The 21,701-nt window shown below is 62.0% G+C and carries 18 protein-coding genes; 5 read left to right on the top strand and 13 right to left on the bottom strand.

Annotation, left to right across the window (positions count from 1 at the left end; translation table 11 throughout):
* Positions 1-193: 193 nt before the first annotated feature.
* The 6 genes from HII33_RS04450 to HII33_RS04425 all read right to left on the bottom strand — a co-directional run bounded on the left by HII33_RS04450 (position 194) and on the right by HII33_RS04425 (position 5,761).
* Positions 194-1,525 (bottom strand): glycoside hydrolase family 1 protein, encoded by a 1,332-nt coding sequence (locus HII33_RS04450; RefSeq protein ID WP_246287266.1) that lies wholly within the window; start codon positions 1,523-1,525, stop codon positions 194-196.
* Positions 1,525-2,871 carry a PTS sugar transporter subunit IIC gene (locus tag HII33_RS04445; RefSeq protein WP_179394573.1) on the bottom strand — a complete coding sequence of 449 codons (1,347 nt, stop codon included), beginning with the start codon at positions 2,869-2,871 and terminating at the stop codon, positions 1,525-1,527. The genes HII33_RS04450 and HII33_RS04445 overlap by 1 nt, the downstream gene beginning before the upstream one ends.
* A gap of 84 nt (positions 2,872-2,955) precedes the next feature.
* Entirely contained in the window at positions 2,956-3,417 is a 462-nt protein-coding gene (locus HII33_RS04440; protein ID WP_179394572.1) for a hypothetical protein, read from the bottom strand.
* 13 nt (positions 3,418-3,430) lie between these two features.
* Positions 3,431-4,048, bottom strand: a complete 618-nt coding sequence (locus HII33_RS04435; RefSeq protein ID WP_179394571.1) for a hypothetical protein — start codon at positions 4,046-4,048, stop codon at positions 3,431-3,433.
* Complete coding sequence (locus HII33_RS04430) at positions 3,970-4,266, bottom strand: hypothetical protein (RefSeq protein ID WP_179394570.1); 297 nt, start codon at positions 4,264-4,266, stop codon at positions 3,970-3,972. The genes HII33_RS04435 and HII33_RS04430 overlap by 79 nt, the downstream gene beginning before the upstream one ends.
* 631 nt (positions 4,267-4,897) lie before the next feature.
* Positions 4,898-5,761 (bottom strand): helix-turn-helix transcriptional regulator, encoded by an 864-nt coding sequence (locus tag HII33_RS04425; RefSeq protein ID WP_246287265.1) that lies wholly within the window; start codon positions 5,759-5,761, stop codon positions 4,898-4,900.
* A gap of 167 nt (positions 5,762-5,928) precedes the next feature.
* On the opposite strand from HII33_RS04425, the gene HII33_RS04420 reads away from it, so the two are divergent.
* The 4 genes from HII33_RS04420 to HII33_RS04405 all read left to right on the top strand — a co-directional run bounded on the left by HII33_RS04420 (position 5,929) and on the right by HII33_RS04405 (position 12,520).
* Positions 5,929-7,677 carry an ABC transporter ATP-binding protein gene (locus tag HII33_RS04420; RefSeq protein WP_179394569.1) on the top strand — a complete coding sequence of 583 codons (1,749 nt, stop codon included), beginning with the start codon at positions 5,929-5,931 and terminating at the stop codon, positions 7,675-7,677.
* Positions 7,677-9,464, top strand: a complete 1,788-nt coding sequence (locus HII33_RS04415; protein ID WP_179394568.1) for an ABC transporter ATP-binding protein — start codon at positions 7,677-7,679, stop codon at positions 9,462-9,464. The genes HII33_RS04420 and HII33_RS04415 overlap by 1 nt, the downstream gene beginning before the upstream one ends.
* 304 nt (positions 9,465-9,768) lie before the next feature.
* Positions 9,769-10,347: a sugar O-acetyltransferase gene (locus tag HII33_RS04410; protein ID WP_179394567.1), complete on the top strand. Its 579-nt coding sequence runs from the start codon at positions 9,769-9,771 to the stop codon at positions 10,345-10,347.
* A 40-nt stretch (positions 10,348-10,387) separates the two neighbouring features.
* Positions 10,388-12,520 carry a GH92 family glycosyl hydrolase gene (locus HII33_RS04405; protein WP_246287264.1) on the top strand — a complete coding sequence of 711 codons (2,133 nt, stop codon included), beginning with the start codon at positions 10,388-10,390 and terminating at the stop codon, positions 12,518-12,520.
* A 267-nt stretch (positions 12,521-12,787) separates the two neighbouring features.
* Here HII33_RS04405 and HII33_RS13960 read toward each other — a convergent pair whose 3' ends face one another.
* Positions 12,788-13,615 (bottom strand): helix-turn-helix domain-containing protein, encoded by an 828-nt coding sequence (locus HII33_RS13960; protein WP_179394566.1) that lies wholly within the window; start codon positions 13,613-13,615, stop codon positions 12,788-12,790.
* A gap of 109 nt (positions 13,616-13,724) precedes the next feature.
* Between HII33_RS13960 and HII33_RS04395 the strand changes: the two genes are divergently transcribed.
* Positions 13,725-15,533, top strand: a complete 1,809-nt coding sequence (locus HII33_RS04395) for a beta-L-arabinofuranosidase domain-containing protein (RefSeq protein WP_179394704.1) — start codon at positions 13,725-13,727, stop codon at positions 15,531-15,533.
* Between the two features lie 122 nt (positions 15,534-15,655).
* On the opposite strand, the gene HII33_RS04390 is transcribed toward HII33_RS04395, so the two are convergent.
* The 6 genes from HII33_RS04390 to HII33_RS04365 all read right to left on the bottom strand — a co-directional run bounded on the left by HII33_RS04390 (position 15,656) and on the right by HII33_RS04365 (position 21,700).
* Complete coding sequence (locus HII33_RS04390) at positions 15,656-16,666, bottom strand: Gfo/Idh/MocA family protein (RefSeq protein WP_179394565.1); 1,011 nt, start codon at positions 16,664-16,666, stop codon at positions 15,656-15,658.
* Positions 16,666-17,826 (bottom strand): Gfo/Idh/MocA family protein, encoded by a 1,161-nt coding sequence (locus HII33_RS04385; protein ID WP_179394564.1) that lies wholly within the window; start codon positions 17,824-17,826, stop codon positions 16,666-16,668. Before HII33_RS04385 ends, HII33_RS04390 begins: the two co-directional genes overlap by 1 nt.
* Positions 17,823-18,692, bottom strand: a complete 870-nt coding sequence (locus tag HII33_RS04380) for a sugar phosphate isomerase/epimerase family protein (RefSeq protein WP_179394563.1) — start codon at positions 18,690-18,692, stop codon at positions 17,823-17,825. The genes HII33_RS04385 and HII33_RS04380 overlap by 4 nt, the downstream gene beginning before the upstream one ends.
* Before the next feature lie 149 nt (positions 18,693-18,841).
* Entirely contained in the window at positions 18,842-19,891 is a 1,050-nt protein-coding gene (locus tag HII33_RS04375; protein WP_179394562.1) for a Gfo/Idh/MocA family protein, read from the bottom strand.
* Positions 19,892-19,967: 76 nt separating this feature from the next.
* Positions 19,968-20,948: a sugar phosphate isomerase/epimerase family protein gene (locus HII33_RS04370; RefSeq protein ID WP_179394561.1), complete on the bottom strand. Its 981-nt coding sequence runs from the start codon at positions 20,946-20,948 to the stop codon at positions 19,968-19,970.
* Complete coding sequence (locus tag HII33_RS04365) at positions 20,945-21,700, bottom strand: sugar phosphate isomerase/epimerase family protein (RefSeq protein WP_179394560.1); 756 nt, start codon at positions 21,698-21,700, stop codon at positions 20,945-20,947. Before HII33_RS04365 ends, HII33_RS04370 begins: the two co-directional genes overlap by 4 nt.
* Position 21,701 lies beyond the last annotated feature (1 nt).

The following is a 21,701-nucleotide window of genomic DNA, read 5'->3' as shown; positions in this document are numbered from 1 at the left end:
TCCCGTCTCGTTGCGATAACTCAATATACCACACCATGACAAGACAAGGAGACGCCACGCGCGTTTTTGCCCCTCGTCCCCCTGACCGTGCGGCCCCGCCGGCCACCGAGCGCAGATTCGCGCGCACCCAAAAAGGCCCCGAGACCTGATCGGATCAGGTCCGGCGCCTTCCTGACCATGTGTCGCCGGCGGCTCAGTCGAGCGTCGCCCCGTTGCTGGCGATCACCCGCCGGTACCAGTCGAAGCTCGCCTTGGGCAGGCGATCGAAGCTCCCCTGACCCTGTTCGTCGCGGTCGACATGGATCAAGCCATAGCGCTTGGCGAAGCCCTCGTGCGTCGAGACCACGTCGACGGCGGACCAGACATTGTAGCCCAGAACGGTCACCCCGTCGGCCACTGCCCGGGCCATGGCCGCGATATGCTCACGCAGATACGCGATGCGCGCGGGGTCGTCGACTTGCCCTGCGACCACCGTGTCGTGCGCGCCCAGGCCGTTTTCCGTCACCATCAGCGGCAAGCGGTAGCGGTCCCAGAGCTGGCGCAGAGTCAGGTAGAACCCCAGCGGGTCGATGTCCCAGCCGAATTCGGTCTGCGGTACAGTCGGGTTCGGCACCTTCTTGAACGGCAGCGGGCCGTTGGTGGCGGCCTGCACCACTTCACTGTTGTAGTAGTTGAAATACAGCAAGTCTGGCGTCGCAGCGGCCAGCATGGCCGCATCGTCCGGCGTGATCGTCACGTGCACGCCGGCACTGGCCAGCGTCGCCAAGGCCGTCTGGTTGTAGCGGCCCCACGCCGCCATGTCGCCAAACATCAGGTTGCGCAGCGCGTCGTAGGTATCCGCCGCCAGCGCGTCGACCGGTGTCGGGGTCAGCGGATAGACCGCCACGAGGTTCGGTGCTGGCCCGATCTTGATGTGCGGGTACTGGGCGTGGGCAAGGTTGATCGCGGCCGCCCCGGCGACGAACAGGTGGTGGTTACCTTGCACGGCGTCTTGCAGGCTGAGCGTCCCTGCCTGCACCTGCTGCAGCGCACCGGCCAGGACCATGTTCTGCTCGTTGACCGTCTGGTAGTAGGTCACCCGCTGCCCGAAGGCGTCAAAGACCGTGCGGACGTACGTCAGGTACGCGTCGATCGTCGCCCGGTCCGCCCAGCCGCCCTTGGCCGCCAGCGCCGCCGGTAAGTCGAAGTGATACAGCGTCACCAGCGGCTCGATCCCCGCGGCCTGGAGCTGGTCCAGTAGGTGCAAATACCAATCCAGGCCGGCCGCGTTGAAGTGTACCCCGTCCGGGTACAGCCGCGTCCAGGCGACCGAGAACCGGTAGGCCTTGAGCCCCATCTGTTGGAACAAGGCTACGTCTTCATCGATCCGGTGGTAGCCATCGCTGCCTTGGGCAAAATCGCTCAGGCCCCCGGCCAGCGTCGCGGTGTCTTGGACCGATGGCCCTTTGCCGTCCACCGTTGTTGCGCCTTCGTACTGGTAGGCGCTGGTACTAGCGCCCCACAAGAATCCGTCTGCAAAACTCATCATGCATCCTCCTTTGTCGGCGCCACGGCGCCTGCCTGCTCTTCTTTCAGCGCCCGCGCGTCAGCCAGGCGGAAAAACGGCCACCAGACCAGCGTCACCAGCCCTAACACGACGGCCATCACCAACAGCAGTGACCCACCGCCGTACATCACCGCTTGCACCGGCCCCGGCAACGTCCACGGGAGCATCACCCCTGCGGCGTACTTCGTGATGCCCAGCACCCGAACCAACCCCCAAGTCGCCAGCCCGCTGACCGGCGCGACCAGCAGCATCGGGAAGAAAAACAGCGGGTTGAGCATGATCGGCGCGCCGAAGATCAGCGGTTCGTTGACGTTGAACAAGGCCGGCAACGCCTCCAGCTTGAACAGTTGCTTGAAGCGCGCCGAGCGGGCCCGGCTCATCGCGATCACCAGCCCCATCGTCTGACCCTGGCCACCGAACATGTTCGACGTCATCAAGTACACCAGCCCGCCCAGCAGGTACGGCAGTGGCCGCCCCGCTGCCACGGCGTTGGCGTTATCCGCCAACAGGGCGAGCAGCAAGGGGCTGGAGACCCCGACGATCAGTGACGGGTGGAGCCCGAAGAACCAAAACAGGTTCGTCACGGTCGCCAAGACGATGATCGACACCGGGTGCCCCGTCAGGTGCTGCAGCGGCGCTTGGATCACCGCCGTGACCAGGCTGAACGCGTCTCGGGCGGGCGTCAACCACAGCGCGATGCGCAAGGCGAAGAAGGCACTGGCCAGCAGCACCGCGATCAGCGCCGGGGCCATGGCGGCCTGGACCATCGGCGGGACGCCGGCCGGCATTTTGATCGCCAGCCGACCGCCGCTCAACCACCCGTATCCCAGCGCCGTCAGGTAGGCCACCGCGATGGCCACGATCAGCCCCCCGCCACCCGTGTAAGTCGTGGCAAAGGCGCTGACCTTCTCCACCCCGGTGACGACTGCCGCCCCCTTCGTGACGGCGTGCTGCAACTGGGGCACCGCCACGGTCTGTGGCATCAGCATCAGCAGGTTCATCACCGCGAGCATCCCCGCCGTCAGGCCATCGCCTTGGCCCTGTTTGACATATAAGTAGGCGAAGTTGAAGGCGATGTACAGGCTCAAGGCGTTCATTGACGCCCCGAGCGCCGCAGTGAACTGATCGTTCAGGTCACTGTGCCAGATCAATTCCTGCCACGCCGGGAACGGCAGCCCGTACACGACCAGGATCAAGGCGACGCCGATCGTGACCGGCAGGCTGCGCATGAAGGCAGCCGCGAGTGTCGAGAAAAAGCGGTTCTGGTTCATCCAGTTAGCGATCGGCGCAAGGTAGCGCTCGAGCGCGGTTTCAAGTCCCTTCATCGTGATCTCCTCCTTTTTCGCTAGTATACCTGTTCACCTCCGAAAAAGGAAGCGCTTGCAATTGATTGAGAATGTAAATATTAATTAAGCAACTGGCCGGCGGTCGGCTTGGGGGTCAGCCACTGGCCAAACAGCTCGTGCTGCCTGGCCGCTGTGGGCACCTGCCGCGGGTCGATCGGCCCCCAGGCGTTCGGCCCCGGCCCATCCACCGTCAACCCCGCCGGCCGAAAGAAGCCGCTGCGCCTGCAGGGCGTCGACCGCGGCTGCGGGGACCGCCGCGTAGTCCCCGGCAACGGCCGTGAACGCCACCGTGTCCCCGATCGCCGCGCCTGCGCGCATGATCGCCGGCCCGAACGGTAGCCGGACCGCGGCCCCGCCAAGCGTGACCGACGCGCTCGCCTGCACCACCAACGCCCCATCATTAGGCAGCCAAGCGAAGTCATAAGCCGCTAGGTGGTCATCGGCCGTGCGGATCCACTCGCGCGCCCCACCGCTGATTGTGCCCACAACGGCCACTGCCTGCGTATTTCGGATCATCAGATTCATTGTCGACCCCTCCTCACACCAGCGGGACCGCCGGTGTCCACGGCGTGCGCCCCGCCCCCGGTCCGACCACCGGCAACCGGTGCGCCGTCCAGTACTGACGGTTCGCGCGCAAATCTTCGAACAGTGCACGCTGATAGGTCACGCGCCTGGCGCGCGCCGGCGCCGCTTTGACCCGGGCCTGCCAGCCCTGCGTCGGCACCAGGCGCACGAGCTTGACGTGCCGCACCGCGTATAGCCCATAATGCGCGGTGACTAACGGCGCCACGCGGCGGTCGGTTTGGCGCATCACGGCCAGCTGGTCGGCCATCAACCGCTGACCGGCCCGCTGCAAAAAGGGCCCGTGCGCCGCCAACAGCGTCGTCAGCCGGGCGTGAAAGGCGCTGAAGCTGAGCCGCCCGCTGCGCATCTCGCCTTGCAGCCGGCGCATCGGGCCACTCAGGCCGCTGAACCACCCGCGCAACTTCGCCTCCGTCGCCGCTCGGGCCGCCATTCGCTCGAGCCAGCACTCGCCGCGGCGGGCCACCCGGTCGCGCCCGCTCTGGACCCCCGCCATCACCTGCGTTGCCACGACCGCAGACCCAACGTCGCGCACCGCCTGGACGCTAGCTTCGAGCTGAATGCGAAACCCCACGCGCACCGGGCCGCCATCGCCGCAAAGTGTGCATCGTACGGGACCAACACCGTCATCGGCGGCACCGCCAGCTCGGTCCCATCCAGCGCGAACACCTCATCGACCCCGAGCACCACCATCTCCGGGCGCACTAGGCGCCATTCCTCATCCAACCGATACGGGACCACCGCCCCGACGACCCACCCGCGCACGCGCAAGCGGGGACGCCACTCACTCATGATCATCACCTCCATGTGCCCACAGTGTACGCGCGCCCCGCGGATTTGTAGAGCAACTCGACTCGGCGCCCGGCCCGAGTGTAACCGCTTGCCAAAAAATCAACGGCGTGCTACAGTAACGTCGAGCTCGAGTCTAAGGTGATGTCGGACAGCTGCCGGCACCGGTGACCTTCAGGCTTGGTGAAATCATCCAAGGCTTTCGCCTAGTAACCCCCACAGAGCATATGCAGTGAAGCGTCGCGTACTGACGGACGCAAAGGCCAGTGGTATGTGGATGAATCGATCGTGCGAAAAGTCGGGTTGCCCCTGCTCCGGCAGGCATCTAATCAAGTCCGGCCGGTGTGCTGACACACCGGCCACGCAAGGCCCACGCGGTGTCAAGCCGCCGCGGCCCTGCGGCTCCGCCTGGCAACGGCGGGTCACGTCAGCCAAAGGCGCGCTGGGGGCTTCCCTGGGGCGGCTTTGGTGTGTCTAGGCGCGCCAAAACCGACAGGTCGGGTCACCGACCCGTCAACCACGTGCGCGCCGGTTTGACACTGCCCCTCACCACTGCGAACAAGCGGCCGGTGCGGCGACGACAAAAACGCGAGGCCCCCTCAACAGGTGGTCCTCGCGTTTTGGTGTCTCATGGTCACGCCGAGCCGCGCTGCTCTTGCACCTGCGACGGGGCCTGACCGAATGTCTGCTTGAACAGGCGGCTGAAGTAGTACGGATCCTGGTAGCCGACGGCGCTGGCGACTGCCTTGATCGGCAAGGCCGTCTCCTTGAGTAGCTGCTGGGCCCGGTTGAGGCGCAGCGAGGTCATGTAGCCCATCGGCCCCACCCCGTTGACCGCCTTGAAGGTGTGCGACAGGTGGGCGGTGCTGACGTGCAGGTGGTCCGCCAGGTCCGTCAGCGTGACCGGCTCGGTGTAGTGCGCCTCCAGGTAATACGACGCCGCAACGGCTAGCGCGGAGCGATCCGGCGTCTCGGCGGCGGCCTGTGCAGAGACGTGATCGGCGCTGACCTGGTTGTTCGGCAGCGCCCGCATCAGCAGGCACAGCAGCTCGATCACCCGCGCCTGCTGCAGGAGGTCGCGCCCGACCAGCGTCGCGCCTTGGCTCTCCGCCGCGATGCGGCCAGCGGTCTCGAAGAACGCCTCGCGCTGTTCGCCGAGGTCGACGACGCTGTCGGCGAAGGGCATGCGGTCGGCGGCCACCCCTGGCAGCGTGATGCCGCGAAACCCGATGTGCAGCTGGTAGCTGTTGGTGCCCTGCGTCTGGGAGTCCTGGTGGTGGACCCCCGGGTTGAACACCATCACCTGCCCCGCGTGGATCCGCCGGTGGGCCGATTCGATGCGATAATCCGCGCACCCCGCCAGCATGATCGACATCTCGAGGAAGTCGTGCGCGTGGTACAGGCCGGTGCCGACCTTGCCGTTGCGAAAGGCGAAGACATACAGCACATCGGGGGCAAAATTATTTAGATTGAGCAGCCCACTGCCGGCTTTTTCCATAGACAGTATCCTCCAAGCAATCGAACAGGTTCGTCCATTTGGTTTCGGTGCCATCGGCGCATAATACGCTCTTGTAACCAGACGTCGGTGCGTCTTGCCATCATCTTATTATCCCGCGAACCGCGACTGGCCGCAATCGCTTACACTCATTTTTATCGGAGGTTGTTATGAATCCATATACCTGGGTCTGGCAGTACGCCAAAAAGAGTCGCGCCGCGATCCTTTTTGCCAGCGCCTTGATCCTCATCAATTCGGCGGCGATCATCGTCGTGCCCCTGCTCGGGGGCATGATTGTCGACCAGGTCATCTTGCAGGGCCACATTGCGCGCCTGACGCCGATGCTGGTCACGATGGTCGCGGTCACCGCCGCGCGGGTGGTCGTGCGCTACGCCTATCAGATCCTGTTTGAGCAGATGGGCCAAAACGCGCTGTACGACATCCGCCACGATCTGTTCGTCAAGCTTCAGTCGCTGGATTTTGACTTTTTCAACACGGTGCGCACCGGGGACATCATGGCCCGGCTGACTGGGGACACCGACGCGATCCGCCACATGCTGTCATGGGTCTCCTATACCGTGATCGAAAACGTGCTGTGGTTCGCCGCGGCGATCATCGTGATGAGCACCATCTCCTGGCCGCTGATGCTGGCGCTGGTCGTCGTCACCCCAGTGATCGGCGTGCTGACCATCAAAATGTCCAGCCAGGCGCACCCCGTCTTCTTCGAGATTCGCCAGAGCTTCGCGCGCCTCAACGCGATGGTCGAAGAGAACATCTCGGGCAACCGCGTCGTCAAGGCCTTCGCGCGTGAAGCCTTCGAGATCGACAAGTTCGCCAAGCTCAACGAGGACTATAAACAGCGCAACATGGACTCCGCGGGCATCTCCCGGCGCTACTTGCCACCGCTGGACTTTCTCGCGTCGTTGCTGCAAGTGCTCGTGCTCCTGATCGGCGGCGCCTTCGTCATCAGCGGCCGCATGACCCTGGGCGACCTCGTCACCTTCAACGGTTTCTTGTGGATGCTCAACCAGCCGATGCGCATGAGCGGCTGGCTGATCAACGACATCCAGCGCTTCTCCGCCTCGACGGTCAAGATCCGCCAGATGCTCGCCGCCAAGCCGGCGATCCCAACCGGTGCCAGCGCCCAACGCCCGGCGATCCACGGCGCAGTCACGTTCGACCACGTCAGCTTCGCCTACGCCGACGACCCCGACACCAAGGTGCTCGAGGACGTCAGCTTCGACGTTCAACCGGGCCAGACCCTGGGGATCCTGGGCGAGACCGGCTCCGGCAAGTCGACACTGATGAACCTGATCGCACGCTTCTATGACGCGACCGGCGGGACCGTGTCGATCGACGGCAAGGACATCCGGGACTGGGCGGTGCGTGACCTGCGCGCCCAGATCACCATCGTTATGCAAGACCTCTTCTTATTCTCCGATACCATCGGCGATAACATTAGCTACGGGAACCACGGCGCCAAGCCGACCTTCATCCGCGAAATGGCCCAGGTCGCCGACGCGAACGACTTCATCGCGGCAATGCCCGACGGCTACGACACCGTCGTCGGCGAGCGCGGGGTCGGCCTGTCGGGGGGCCAAAAGCAGCGGATCTCCCTGACCCGCGCCTTGGTCAACGATCCGAAGATCCTGATCCTCGATGACACCACCAGCGCGTTGGACATGGAGACCGAAGCGGCGATCCAGCAGCGGCTGCGCACCGTCACGCAAGACAAGACGGTCTTCATCATCGCCACGCGCATCTCCAGCCTGCGCCACGCCGATCAGATCATTGTCTTGAACCACGGCCGCATCATCGAGCGCGGCACGCACGAAAGCCTGCTCGCTCAACACGGGGCGTACGCCGCCGCGTACGATCGCCAGCTAGGCGCTGTCACCGAAGAAGGGAGTGAGCACTGATGGCCAAACGCAATACCGCCAACGTCGACGAAGACCTGACCGAGAACTTCCAGTGGCGCGATTACGCGCGCCTCAGCCACTACCTGCGCCCGTATGCCGGCCGCCTCGCCGTCGTGCTCGGCACCATCCTACTCGGCAACATCGCAACGATCCTCGGCCCCTACCTGATCAAGCAGGCGATCGATGAGACCATCCCTCACCACAACATGCCCGAGCTGTGGGGCATCTCCGGGCTGTTCCTCTTGACGCTGATCATCGCGTTCGCCTGCCTGCGCTACCGCATCTGGGCGATCACCGAGATCGGCCAGAACCTGCTGCGCGACATGCGGACGGACATTTTTACCCACCTGCAAGAATTGCCCTTCTCCTACTTCGACTCGCGGCCGCACGGGAAGATCCTGATCCGCGTCGTCAACTACATCAACACGCTATCGGACCTTCTGAGCAACGGGCTGATCAACTTGATCTCCGATCTGATCTCGCTGATCGTCACCCTCATCTTCATGCTCGTCATCAACTGGCGGCTGACCCTGTGGAGCCTGCTGCTGGTGCCGGTGCTGGCCGTCTGGACCTACGCGATCCAGGTCCAGCAGCGCAAGGCCTACCGCGACCTGTCCAACAAGCAATCGAACCTCAACGCCTACATCCATGAAAGCATCGCGGGGATCAAGGTCACCCAGGGCTTCGCGCAGGAGCCCAACGCGATTGGGACCTTCGACGCCGTCGCCGATGAGAATCGCACCAGCTGGATGCACGCCGTCAAGATCCAGTTCCTGCTGTGGCCTGGTGTGCAGATGATCTCTCCCCTGACCACCGCCTTGATCTATTTCGTCGGCCTGCAACACGTCGGCGTGGCGGTATCGACCGGGACGCTGATCGCGTTTCTCGGCTATATCAACAACTTCTGGAACCCCGTGATCAACATCGGGAACTTCTACAACTCGCTGATCACCGCGACCGCCTACCTCGAGCGCATCTTCGAGACCCTGGATGAAAAACCCGAGGTCCAGGACCTGCCCGGCGCCTTCGCCTTGCCGCCGATCCACGGGGACGTGCAGTTCCACGACGTCTCCTTCAAATATGCGTCAGATGAACCCGAGATCCTGCACCACATCAACTTCCACGCGGAACCCGGCGAGACCATCGCCTTAGTCGGGCCAACCGGGGCCGGCAAGTCGACCATCATCAACCTGCTGTCGCGCTTTTACAACGTCACCAGCGGCCAGCTCCTGATCGACGGCGTCGACATCAACCGCGTCACCATCGCCTCGCTGCGCTCGCAGATGGGCGTCATGCTCCAAGACACCTTCATTTTCTCAGGCACTATTATGGACAACATCCGCTATGGTCGCCTCGACGCGACCGAGGCAGAGGTGATCGCGGCCGCCAAAGTCGCGCGCGCAGATGACTTCATCAAGACCCTCAAGGATGGTTACAACACCGTCGTCCAAGAGCGCGGCGTCAGCCTCTCTGCCGGCCAGCGCCAGCTGATCGCCTTTGCCCGCACCCTGCTCGCCGACCCGAAGATCTTGATCCTCGACGAGGCAGCTGCCGCGATCGATACCCACACCGAACAGCTGCTGCAGGCTGGCCTGCAAGAGCTACTGCGCGGGCGAACTAGCTTCATCGTCGCCCACCGTCTCTCGACCATCCAGCGCGCCGACAAGATCCTCGTGATCAACCACGGCGAGATCGTCGAGTCCGGCAACCATGACAGCCTGATGGCCCACCACGGCGAGTACTTCCAGCTGTACGACGCCCAACTGCGAATGTTGCAGGCGTTGTAACTGGAACCAGAGCGGAGAAGCGCGGTTATGCGGGTTGGGCTAAATCGTCCTAACGTGAGGCCCCGGGTTTGGGCCTTCCGTTGGGACGACTTAGACCGTACCCGTATGCGCTTCGCAGCTCGACGAACCAGAGCGGAGGACTCCCGGGTTTAGCGGAGCGGCTAGATCAGCCAAGCGCGTTGCGCCCCGTGCGGTGCAACGCGCTTGGCGTCTTCGCTCGCAGCCGCAGCGCATCTGACCCGACGCACACCCCGTGAACCACTCGCCACGATTTTTGACCCCAACTCATTCAAGGAGGCCCCTTATGACCACACGATCCGAACGTGAAAAATGCGCGGCTGGCCTGCTCTATCAGCCATACGCACCAGACCTCGTCGCTGACCGCGACATCACGATCAAGAAGGTCTACGATTACAACCACCTCTACCCGCTCGAGCGCGACAAGCGCGAGGCCGCCTTGCGCGATTTGCTGGGCAGCGTCGGCCAAAGTCCGATGATCGAGCAGCCACTGTTTTGCACCTATGGGTACAACGTGACCGTTGGCGACAACTTCTACATGAACATCAACGGCAAGCTGATGGACAGCGCCAAGATCACCATCGGCAACAATGTTTTCATTGCCCCCAACGTCGCCTTGATCACTGAGACCCACCCGCAAAACGCCGCAGAGCGCAACGCCAACCTGGAGTACGCCCATCCGATCACCATCGGCAACAATGTCTGGATCTGCACCAACGCCTTGATCCTGCCCGGTGTCACCATCGGTGATAACGCGATCATCGGTGCTGGTAGCGTCGTCACCCACGACGTCCCGGCCAACACGCTGGTGGCCGGCAATCCGGCCAAGGTGCTGCGGCAGGCAGAGGCCCTGGACCGGCACTGAGCTTGACCCACTGCTGTTGTCTTCCAAGGAGGCACCTCACATGAACAGTCAATCGATCGATACCCGGATTGGGACCGCCAGCACTTACACTTTCTCCCATGGCAACACCCTGCCGCTGACAGGGGTCCCGTTCGGGATGAACTACCTCAGCGTGCAGACCACGTTGGCCGATACGACCTGGTGGTTCGATCCAGCGCAGCCAACGTTTGCCGGCATTCGGCTGACGCACCAGGCCAGCCCGTGGATCGGCGACTTCCAGCACGCCGCGTTCATGCCGCTGACCGTCGGTACGGCGGCGCAGGCTGAAAGCATGTACCGCCCCACTGAAGCCAGCTTCCGCCCGGACCTCATCCGCCTGTACGATGAGGCCCAGCAGATCCAGATCGAGGCCACCAACGGCCGCTACGGCGGCGCTCTGCGGTTATCCACGGCTGCCGCGCCGTTACGACTACGGCTGGTCTGCCCACCGCGGACGACGCTTGAGGCCACGCGCGGGCAGACCGCCATCGTGCGGCTCCAGAACTTCGCCGAATGCGAAGACCCAGACTTTGCGATGTGGTTAGCGCTCGCCTTGCCGACCGGTACAGGCGACGCGCAGGCGCTGGCCAGTGGCGACCTCGAGTGGCCGTTGAATACGCAGGCCGCCACGGTGCGCTTTGCCACCTCATTCATCGGGGCTGAGCAGGCCGAACGCAACCTGGCTGCCCTGGGCGAGGCCGACTTCGACGCCATGCAGGCCGCGCACGCTGCGGCCTGGCAGGCCCAGCTCGACCGTGTCGCCGTCACAGACCACCACGCGGCGCGCGTGGCCACGTTTTACCACAACCTGTACCGGGCGCTCCTGTTTCCGATGCGCTTCTATGAACTCGACGCGACCGGCCAACCCGTCCACTACGACACGACGGCGCGCGCGGTGAAGCCCGGGAAGCTGTACACCAACAATGGCTTTTGGGATACGTACAAAACGCTGTTTCCGTTCCTCAGCCTGATGCAGCCGGACACTTACCACGACATGCTGGAAGGCTTCCTCACCAGCTACCACGAAGCCGGCTTCCTGCCGCGGTGGCTGGCGCCTGACGAGCGCGGCATGATGCCGGGCACGATGGTCGACGCAGTGATCGCCGACGCGGCGGTCAAGGGCCTGGCCGACGATCTGATGCCCGCCTTCCTGACGGCGATGATTCACGGCGCCGAGACGATCAGCGACGACCCCAAGTACGGGCGTGAAGGTCTGGCCGAGTACCTGGCGCTCGGCTATGTGCCTGCTGACATCGGCGAGTCTGTCAACAAGACCCTCGATTACGCCTACTCCGACTGGCTGATCAGCGTCGTCGCGGCCCACCTGGGCGAAACCGAACTGCAAGCGAAATACGCCGCGCGTAGCCAGAACTACCGCCACCTGTTCGACCCGGCCGTCAAATTGATGCACCCCAAGGACCGCAACGGTGCGTTCACGCCGGACTTTAACCCGACCACTTGGGGCAACGGCTTCACGGAAGGCAGCGCCTGGCAGAACAGTTTTGCAGTGTATCAAGACTGGCCGGGGTTGATCGACTTGACCGGTGGCAAACCAGCCTTCATCAAGCACCTACACCACCTGGTCAACCAGGCCCCGAGCTATCAGGTCGGGGGCTACGGCCAGACCATCCACGAGATGCGTGAGCTGGCGGCGCTGGATTTTGGCCAACTGGCGATCTCCAACCAGCCGAGCTTCCACCTGCCGTACCTGTTCACCCTGGCCGGTGATGCGCCGGGCACCGAGTTGACCGTCAAGCAGCTGCTTCTGACGGCGTTCAACGCCGGTCCCGCCGGCTACCCCGGCGACGAAGACAACGGTTCGATGAGCAGCTGGTACCTGTTCTCCAGCCTCGGCTTCTACCCGGTCACCCCCGGCAGCGGTGAGTACGTGCTGGGGATCCCGTTCTTCGACCAAGTCACGTTACACCTGCCGAACGGCCGGCTGCTGACGCTAACAACAGCCAAGAATCATGACCACCTGCAATTCGTCGGCGCCGCACGTTCAACGGCCAACCGACCGGCACCACGATCGCCCACGCCGCCCTGGCCGCTGGCGGTACGCTGGCTGCGCGGCTGCAGCTGTTGCCGGACAGGTGACCAGCACCACGATCGGTTAGGCTTGGTTAACTTGACCGAGATCAAAGTGGGGTTGTGACATCACCTCTGGTGGCACGACTATTCCAGAACGTTACGTGCCATAACGCAACGCCCTTGCCGTATAAGAGCGATCCCCTGCAAAACCTAAGTTCGGGTTTTTCAGGGGATCGCTCTTATACTCTGGGCTAAAACCGCGTTATGGCACAGCCCCACTTTTTTGTCGGCGGACGCCGATCACGATGATGGCCGTCGCACCCGCAGACGCGGCCAGCCGTGTCCCCTGACCTTGACCCTGGCGTTGCCAGACCGCGACCGGCTGCTCCGCTCAGCGCCGATACTGATCGCGAAACGCAGACGGCGTGGTCAAGGTCTGTTGCTTAAACACCTTGCTGAAGTGCGCTTGATCGCCAAACCCCACCCGTTCAGCGATGACACCGACCGGTAAATTAGACGACCTGAGGAGCAACTTCGCCTGGTTGAGCCTCAGGTCCAGCAGATATTGCTTAGCCGTGACCCCATACACGCTTTTGACACACCTCGACACATAGGTGGGGTCAAAGTTCAATTGGGCCTTAAGTCGATTAATATTGAACTCCGGCGCCATGTATCGCTCTGTCATCAGCGTGACGGCGCGACGAGCGACCGCAGAGACGGCTGCCGATACGCCGATCTGGGCGGTCTGCGCAATGGCGCGGAACAGATTCAAGAGGTGCTGTTCTCGCGCCAGGACCTCATCGACACCCGTCACTTGCGCCGTCGCGCACAAAAATTCAAAGTCCGAGATGAGCCCCTGCGGATCAGCCGCCACGAAGGTGTTGGGCAGCGAGATTTGATCAAATGCCGAGCGACTTGGCGATTGCGCGATCGTAAAATGCGTCGGGCACAGAAAATGTGTCCAATAGAAGTGCGTTTCCGTTGCGACCGGTCGCGGGGAAAAATGGTGAAGGTACGGCGCGAGGATCAGTCCATGGTTCGCGGTCAGCGTGTAGGCGGTCGACTCTTCGGTCAAGAACAGGCACCCCTTCGTCACAAAGATCAGATCAAAAAACTCAAAGAACTGGCGGTCGATGTGCCGCTGTCCAGTGGCATAGGTGGCCTCACTTGCTTCAATATAGTATGGATACGGCGGTGTTGCGAATCGGTAGTAATGCACACGGCTCACTTCCAGTCCCTAAAATGACAAATCTTCAGTTGAATTATAACATTGATGGTGCGGCGAAAGCGCTTAATAATAAGGGGTGAAAAGAGGAGGCGTTTTTTTGATGAGACAAGAACAGACGATTCGCCCTGCGCATTTCACCACATTTCCTTTGGGGACCATTAAACCGATGGGCTGGTTGAAGGAAGAACTGATGCTACAAGCGGCTGGATTGACCGGCAACCTAGAAGCGGTCTGGCCAGACGTCGGCCCCAATAACGGCTGGTTAGGCGGAACTGGCGACGGCTGGGAGCGCGGCCCTTACTACCTAGACGGCTTGATTCCACTCGCTTACGCCCTTGACGACGCGTCACTGATCGCTAAGGCCCAAAAATGGATCGACTGGATATTAGCCAGTCAGGATGAGACGGGCTGGTTTGGCCCGACCAGCAACGTCGACTGGTGGAGCAGGATGATCGTCTTGAAGGGCCTCACGCAATACCAGGAAGCGACGGGTGATCCCCGCGTGATCCCGTTCATGCTCAAGTATGCGCGGTACCAGGCCCAGGAGCTGGATCATCGGCCCCTCTCCGACTGGGCGGTGCCGCGTGGTTGCGATAATATCGTGCCCTATTTGTGGTTATACGACCGCACACATGATGCCGCACTTCCGCCGTTGATGAAGCAGCTCTACGCGCAGTCCACCGATTGGGGCGCACTTTATGCGGCGCTGCCCTTCACGCGCCCGCTCACACGGTTCAACCCTGAAAGCCACATCGTAAACGTGATGATGGGGCTCAAGGCCTTTGCCGTCAATTATCGACTGACTGGTGACCCCAAGCAACTGACCGCCTTTCACGCCGCCTGGCAGCAACTACGGCAGTACCACGGACAAGCACACGGGCTACTAGCCGGTGACGAATGGCTAGCGGGCACTTCACCGAGTCAGGGGCTCGAGCTATGTGGCATTGTCGAATTCATGTTTTCGGCCGAAATCGGCTTGGCTTACACCGGTGACACCCGTTACGGCGACCTCTTGGAGGAAGCAGCCTTCAATGCATTACCGGCGTCGATCTCACGGGATTTCAGGTCACATCAATACGACCAACAAGTCAACCAAATCAGCTGCACCGTCGCTCCCCGTGACTGGACGGAGAACGGTCCGGATGCGAACACGTTCGGGCTGACCCCTCACTTCGGCTGTTGCACGGCCAACTTGCATCAGGGTTGGCCCAAGTTCGTGGCCGCGGCCTGGATGCAAACAGAGAACGCCTACGTCTGCCAAAGTCTCGTTCCTTGTACCTTAGAGACACCGGACGTCCAGATCAAAGTCGACGGCAACTACCCCTTCGGCCTCACCAACACGATCAGCGTACAGACCACCCATCCCATTCAACTCCAGATCCGGATCCCGCAATGGGCGTCATCAGTCACGCTTGCCTGCAACGGGCACGCGGCTCCGGTGGCCCGGACCGCGGACTACTTGACACTCGAGTGCACAGGCGATCAAGTGATCACCCTGACACTGGTCACCGATGTCCGGTTCGATGACCGACCCGCTCATGCCTTAGCCGTACACTACGGGCCACTATTGTTCGCCGCACCATTGACGGAACACTGGACGCTGCTCGGCGGCACCGCCCCGCTCCAAGACTGGGCGGTCACGTCTACGGACGATTGGGCAGTCGCACTCAGTCGCCACGCGGCTTACCAGCGACACGAGACCCCTTATGAAAGTGGCCAGGCGTTCGACGCCGATCGATCCCCCATTTATCTGACGACCACTGGTCAAAAAGTCACGGGGTGGGGGCGCCGCCATAATTCAGCCGAGGAGCCGCCCTTCCATCCCGAGTTAACCGGCGCGACAGAAGTTCGCCTAGTGCCTTATGGAGGGGCCAAACTGCGGATCGCAGAGTTTCCAGCGTGCGACTGACGATGCTCACTGATCAAGCCGCCAGTTGACCAACGCGATCTGAAACAGTCCCCAAACACACCAAAGATGCGGAGCCGCCTGACCTTGGCCCCGCATCTTTGGTGTTTCGCGTCTTCGTCCGCTCAGACCGCCACCCAGTCACCGCTGGCACTGCTTCGGTAGATCGCCGCCAGCAAGGCCACCGTGTTTTGCGCAGCGCACCCCACGAGGTGACCGTCAAGTGGGTCCGTGCCCCCTTGGATGCGGTGTGCGAACGCTGCGAACAACCGGCTGTGACCACTGCCCCACGCCGGTTTGCCCCCATCGATCGGTCCTAGTGTGCGGTGATCGACGACGTGATCGTTCACGCGCAGGGTGTCCATCGACAGTGCCAACACACCACCCGTGCAATCGAATGTCAGCGTGGGGGCTGGATCACTCGAATAATTGTTGCTGGCGAAGATCACGGCGGGCACTTGACCGGGGAGCTCCGCAGTCACCATCGCCGCGTCTTCGACCTCGATCGCCCCCAACAGTCGGCTCGTCATGATACGCGCGCACACGCGTGTCGGGGTCGCGGCAAGCCAGCACAAGGCGTCAAGCGTGTGGATTGCTTGGTTGACCAGCACCCCGCCACCTTCCGTTGCCCACCGCCCCTTCCAATCCGCCGCGGCATAGTATTGCGCGTCACGTCGCCACGTTAGTTCTGCCTTGACCCCGCGCAGCTGCCCTAGATCGCCACTGTGTAGCAAGTGTGCCGCCGCAACGTAGGTCGGGTTGAACCGGTTTTGGAAGCACACGGCGTATTGTGTGCGGCTCGCCGTCGCCGCTTGGGCCACCGCCGCCGCTTCACGCGGTGAGAGCGCCATCGGTTTTTCACAGATTACATGCTTGCCCGACTGAAGCGACGCGATCGTCATCTCGGCGTGCCATACGTGCGGGGTGGCGATCGTCACCACGTCTACCGGTGTCGCCAAGAGCGCACGGTAGTCGGTGAAAAAGGCCACCTGACCCGCTTCGGCTGCGAACGCCGCGCCTTTGCGTGCATCGATATCACAACAAGCGACCAGCTCGGCGTCAGGCAGCGCCCGGATCGCCGCGAGGTGGGCATGTGCGATCGCTCCGCACCCGATGATCCCAAACTTCAGTGTCATCAGTATGACCCCCTGGTGTCCAAGCGCCGCCCCGGCGTCGGCTTGAACACGGACTGTGCGCGACGTTCATTCAACGCGGCCAAGAAGCGCGCCTCGTCGATCGGCAACGGGACCCAGGCGCCAGTCCACGCGGAGAGGTAGATCGCATTGGAAATCGATAGTCCCCGAAGCCCTTCACTGGCGGGGGCCATCAACGGCGCCCCTGTGCGGATATGATCGACAAAGTTCTGCACGATCTTGGCGTGGCCAGAATCCGCATCGAACACGACGTCGAGTTGTTCTTCTTGAGACTCAGGCTGACCGAAGCCGCCCGTGTAGGTGCGGTTCCACGTTGCCTCATCCACTTGATTGAGGCGCAGCCGCAGCCGCTGATCCTCAATGACCATCGTACCCTTGGACCCCACGACCTCGAATCGATTCGTCCCCGGCGTCTCGGTCGTCGTCGTCACGAACACGCCGGTCGCCCCGTTCGGGTACTCGACATAGGCAGTCGCCTCTGTCTCGACCTCGACGTCACGCCGCTTACCACAATACGCGAAGCCCATGACGCGCGCAGGCATCCCGCAGATCCACTGCCACAGGTCCAGCTGGTGCGGATCTTGGTTGAGCAAGACCCCACCACCTTCACCGGCCCAGGTCGCGCGCCACCCACCCGAATCGTAATAACTTTGCGACCGGTACCAGTCCGTGATGATCCAATTCGAGCGCCGTAGTTCCCCGATCGTCCCGTCTTGAACGAGCGCACGGGCTTTTTGGTACATCGGGTTCATTCGCTGGTTGTACATCAGTGCATAGGTCAGCTCAGGGTGTTGCGCCGCGACTTCAAGCGGCTCATGCACCGCCTGGGTGTAGACACCCACCGGTTTTTCACTCAGCACGTGCTTGCCCGCCCGCAACGCCGCCGCAGCGAGCGTCGGGTGGGCGTAGTGCGGGGTCGCGATGATCACCGCATCAACGCCCGGATCTGCCAGCATCGCCGCTGCCGTCGCGTATTGCCGAAGCGACGTTCCGAAGCGCGCCGCGTCTTTCAACTTAGCCGGATCGATGTCACAGACGGCGACCAGCTGGGCGCCTTGGATCTCACCGCGCGATAGGTAGCCGGCGTGTCGTGAGCCGATATTCCCAATGCCAATGATCCCGATCCTCACGATCTCTGTCATCGCCAATTCGCTCCGATCTGCCTCAGCGTTGTGATCAACGCGTCAGCGGCAATGTTGAATAACACCGCTTGATCGTCCCGCGTCTTACTAGTCGACTGCGGGTCACGCTCAAGCTGACGAAAGCCAGGAAACGCACTCAGGTGGGGTTCGATGGACAGATACCCATTGAATCCATCTTGTGCCAGTGCCGCCAAAACCTTGGCGACGTCCCCGTCACCTTGGCCAACGGGAGTCACCGTCCCGGTGTCCGCTAGGGCATCCTTGGCGTGCAGGTAGACGATGTATGGCTTTAGCTTCACGTAGGCCGTCCAGACGTCAACACCGCACTGCACAAAATTAGCGGGATCAAAAGCCACCCGCAGCTGCGGATCGGCGAGTGTCTGCATCAGATCCAGACAGCGTTCGGCTGTATCCCCATAGATCTCTTTTTCGTTTTCATGTAATAACGTGATGCTCGGATAGGCCTTGGCCACCGCCAGCATCCGTTGCAGCCGCGCGATCACCACGGGGCGTGCTTGTGCAGCCGGCATGCCCTTCGGCGGATAGAAGCTGAATAGCCGCACATACGGGCTCCCCATGACTTGCGCAACGTCTAGTGTGTGCTGGAACTTGATCAGGTGGGCGTCAAAATCATCCGTCACGCCGATCTTGCCGATCGGGGACCCGATGCTGGACACCCGGATCCCCGCCGCGTCTAGCCGCACTTTGACCGCCTGGGCCTGACTGAGGGACAGGTCACTGACATTGATCCCGTCAACGCCGCGCACTTCGATATGATGGATCCCGTTATTGACTAACCCCTGGATCTGCGTCTCTAGTTCGGGTGATAGTTCGTCGGCAAATGCCGACAACACAAACTCTGCCATGCTTGACTTTACCTCTCGATATAATCCATATGCTGGTCCTGCCTACCCGGCCGACCGTGACATCAACAGTTCAACTGGTGGCGCGTCACATCGCGCCGCGACACACTTGGCCAAAGCAATCTGCGTGACCGTGCCGTGCACTGCGCCCGTTACTCGAATGGCAACGTCTGATGCTGCTCGGCCGAAGCAGTGATCACGTCGATCAGCTTGAGGACACGCATGACCTCGCTGTTTTGGACCACACGCGGGGCCCCATCGCAGATGACGTCATGCACATTGTCATAGAAGCTCACCGACAACGGCACCCCGGCCGGCAACGACGCGTGGCGAACCGCTGCTTCAGACGGCGGAGCCATGGTCTTGGTCAGACCGACACCGGCGCGCACCGGTGTCGGGGCGACAGTATCAACACCCGTCGCGATGACCTGCTCACCGTGTAAGTCCCAGTCACGGATCTCGGCAGTCCCCTGTGTGCCTTTGACATACCAGCGCGGCAGCGGGATATAGTTGGTCGTCCCGACCTCCACCACGGCAGTGACCCCGCTGTTAAAGTCCAGTCGGACGGTGAACCCGTCGTCGCAATCATCACCGAGGATCTGACTGGTTTCCGCAGTCACCCGGCTGATCGGCCCGTCCAGTAAGTCCAGCAGCTGATCAAGCAGGTGCACCCCCCAGTCGCGGATCATCCCGCCACCGTATCGGGCAAAATGCCGCCAATCCCCCGGGATGCCATTGGCACCGTGTACTCGCGACTCCACGCGGAACACATCGCCGATGGTCTGCGCCTGAACGATCTGGGTCAGCACGCGAAAATCCGGATCCCAGCGCCGGTTCTGGTGCACGAAGAACTGCCGATCAGCTGCGGCAGCTGCCGTGAGCACTTCTTCAAGCTCTGCCGGGTTCATCATCGCTGGTTTTTCACTGATCACATGCTTGTGGGCCGCAAGCGCCTGCAGGCTCAACGGCCGGTGACGATCATTCGGTGTCGCGACCAGCACCAGATCGATCTCCGGATCGGCCAACATCGCTTCATAAGACGGATACGCGATGAACCCGTCCGCTTCGATCACACTGCGCCGCTCCGGGTCGATATCGTAAGCGCCCTTCAGCCGAATATGGGCAGAAGCTGGGATCAACTCACGCGCATGGTACGCCCCCATGCCACCATACCCAACGATCCCCATCATTAACTCTTTCATCATTACCCTCCAATAGATGCTTGTTTGACCATGTCAGCAGACGTCCCGACCGGCTCGAGCCGGTCGGTTCTGCGGACTAGATCGTATCGCCTGTCCACCACGCCGCGCCAGGGCTCTCCGAGATCATCACCGCCTTTAGGTTTTTGACCGCCTGATGCAGCCCTTCATCGACCGACATCAGCGCGTCTTCGTGCTCGATGGACACGACATAGTCGTAACCGTATAGCCGCAGCGCTGAGATGATATCTGACCAAGTCTTCTGGTCGTGACCATACCCCACCGTCCGGAAGATCCAGGCGCGGTCGGTCAGGTCCTCATACGGCTGGATATCTGTCAGCCCGTGCATGTTGATGTTATCCGGATCGAGGTAGGTGTCTTTCGCGTGAAAATGAACGAGTGCCCCGGCCTTACCGAGGATCTTGACCGCTGCGACCGGGTCGATCCCCTGCCACCACATGTGACTCGGATCAAGGTTACAGCCGATAGCCGGGCCCGCCGCATCGCGCAGCTTCAGCATCGTGTACGGTGTGTGACAGAGGAACCCGCCGTGCAGCTCAATCCCGATCTTGACCCCAGCAGCGGTCGCCACCGTGTTGATGTCGCGCCAGTATGGGATCAAGCGTCGCTCCCACTGGAAGAGATAATTATCCCGATACTCCGTCGGCCACGCGATCGTCGGCCAGTTCAAGGCCGTATCGGTCGCGTTGCCCCCGCTAACGCCCGAGAATTCGTTGACCACCGGCACGTTCATCAGCGCGGCCAGCTTAATCGTTTTGCGCAGGGTCTCGTCGGCCTTCTGCGCCACCGCGGCCACCGGCGCGATCGGGTTGTTATGACAGCTGAAGGCAGAGATCGTCAGACCATGTGCCGCCAGCTTGGCCAGATACTCCCGGCGCTTGTCGCTGCTCGCCAGCAAAGCATCCGGGTCGAGGTGCGCGGTCCCGGGATTCCCGCCAGTCCCGATCTCCAGGGTCTGCAGGCCGAGCGCTTGCGCCTTATCCAACATTTGGTCAAAACTTAACGCATTGAATACTGGGGTGAAAACACCAAGTTTCATTGTTCGATCCTCCCAATGAGTTGATTCAAGGCAACCGCATTTTGCCGCGCTGCCGCCACCGGCGCCGCCTGACTGAACGCCTCTTGTTCGACCACCAACCAGTCCACCCCGTGGTGCATCGCAAAGGTGAGATAATCGGTCAGCGGCAGGGTCCCGGTCTCAAGGATCACACTTTCCTTCTCGTCTCCTGTCACCGCCATGTCCTTGATGTGCAACATCGCGATCCGGTCGGCGTGAGCGGTCAACCATGCGAGCACGTCGATCCCGGCGTATGCGAGCCAGTAGGTATCGACTTCTAGCTGCACGTGCTGGGTGCGCTTGGTCATCTGGTCGAGCAAGTCGATCCCAGGAAACGTGGCGACTTCATGGCCGTGGTTGTGGTAGATCAGCTGGAACCCGCGCGCCGCCAACGCTTCAGCCAGCTGGTCAAGAGTCGCCATTTTGGCGTACCACGCCTCTGGTGTGTCGCACTGTATCCCCGGCACGATCACGCGTCGGTTACCCAACGCGGCCTCGAAATCTAAGGTCGCCGCCAGATCATTGACCAGCTGATCCAGACCGATGTGACTCCCGCAGGTCACCATACCTGCATCGCGCACCGCCTGGGCTAGGTCATGCGCGGATTGCCCATGGTAGCCGGCGAACTCGACGCCTTGATAGCCCATCTGCCCGACCGCCGCGATCGTTTCTAGAGGCGCTTGGTACATGGCCTCACCGACACTGTAAAGCTGTAAGCCTGCTTTCAACGTCATA

Source organism: Lacticaseibacillus absianus (assembly GCF_013407595.1).
Classification (GTDB): domain Bacteria; phylum Bacillota; class Bacilli; order Lactobacillales; family Lactobacillaceae; genus Lacticaseibacillus; species Lacticaseibacillus absianus.
This window is presented reverse-complemented; position numbering and strand designations above follow the sequence as displayed.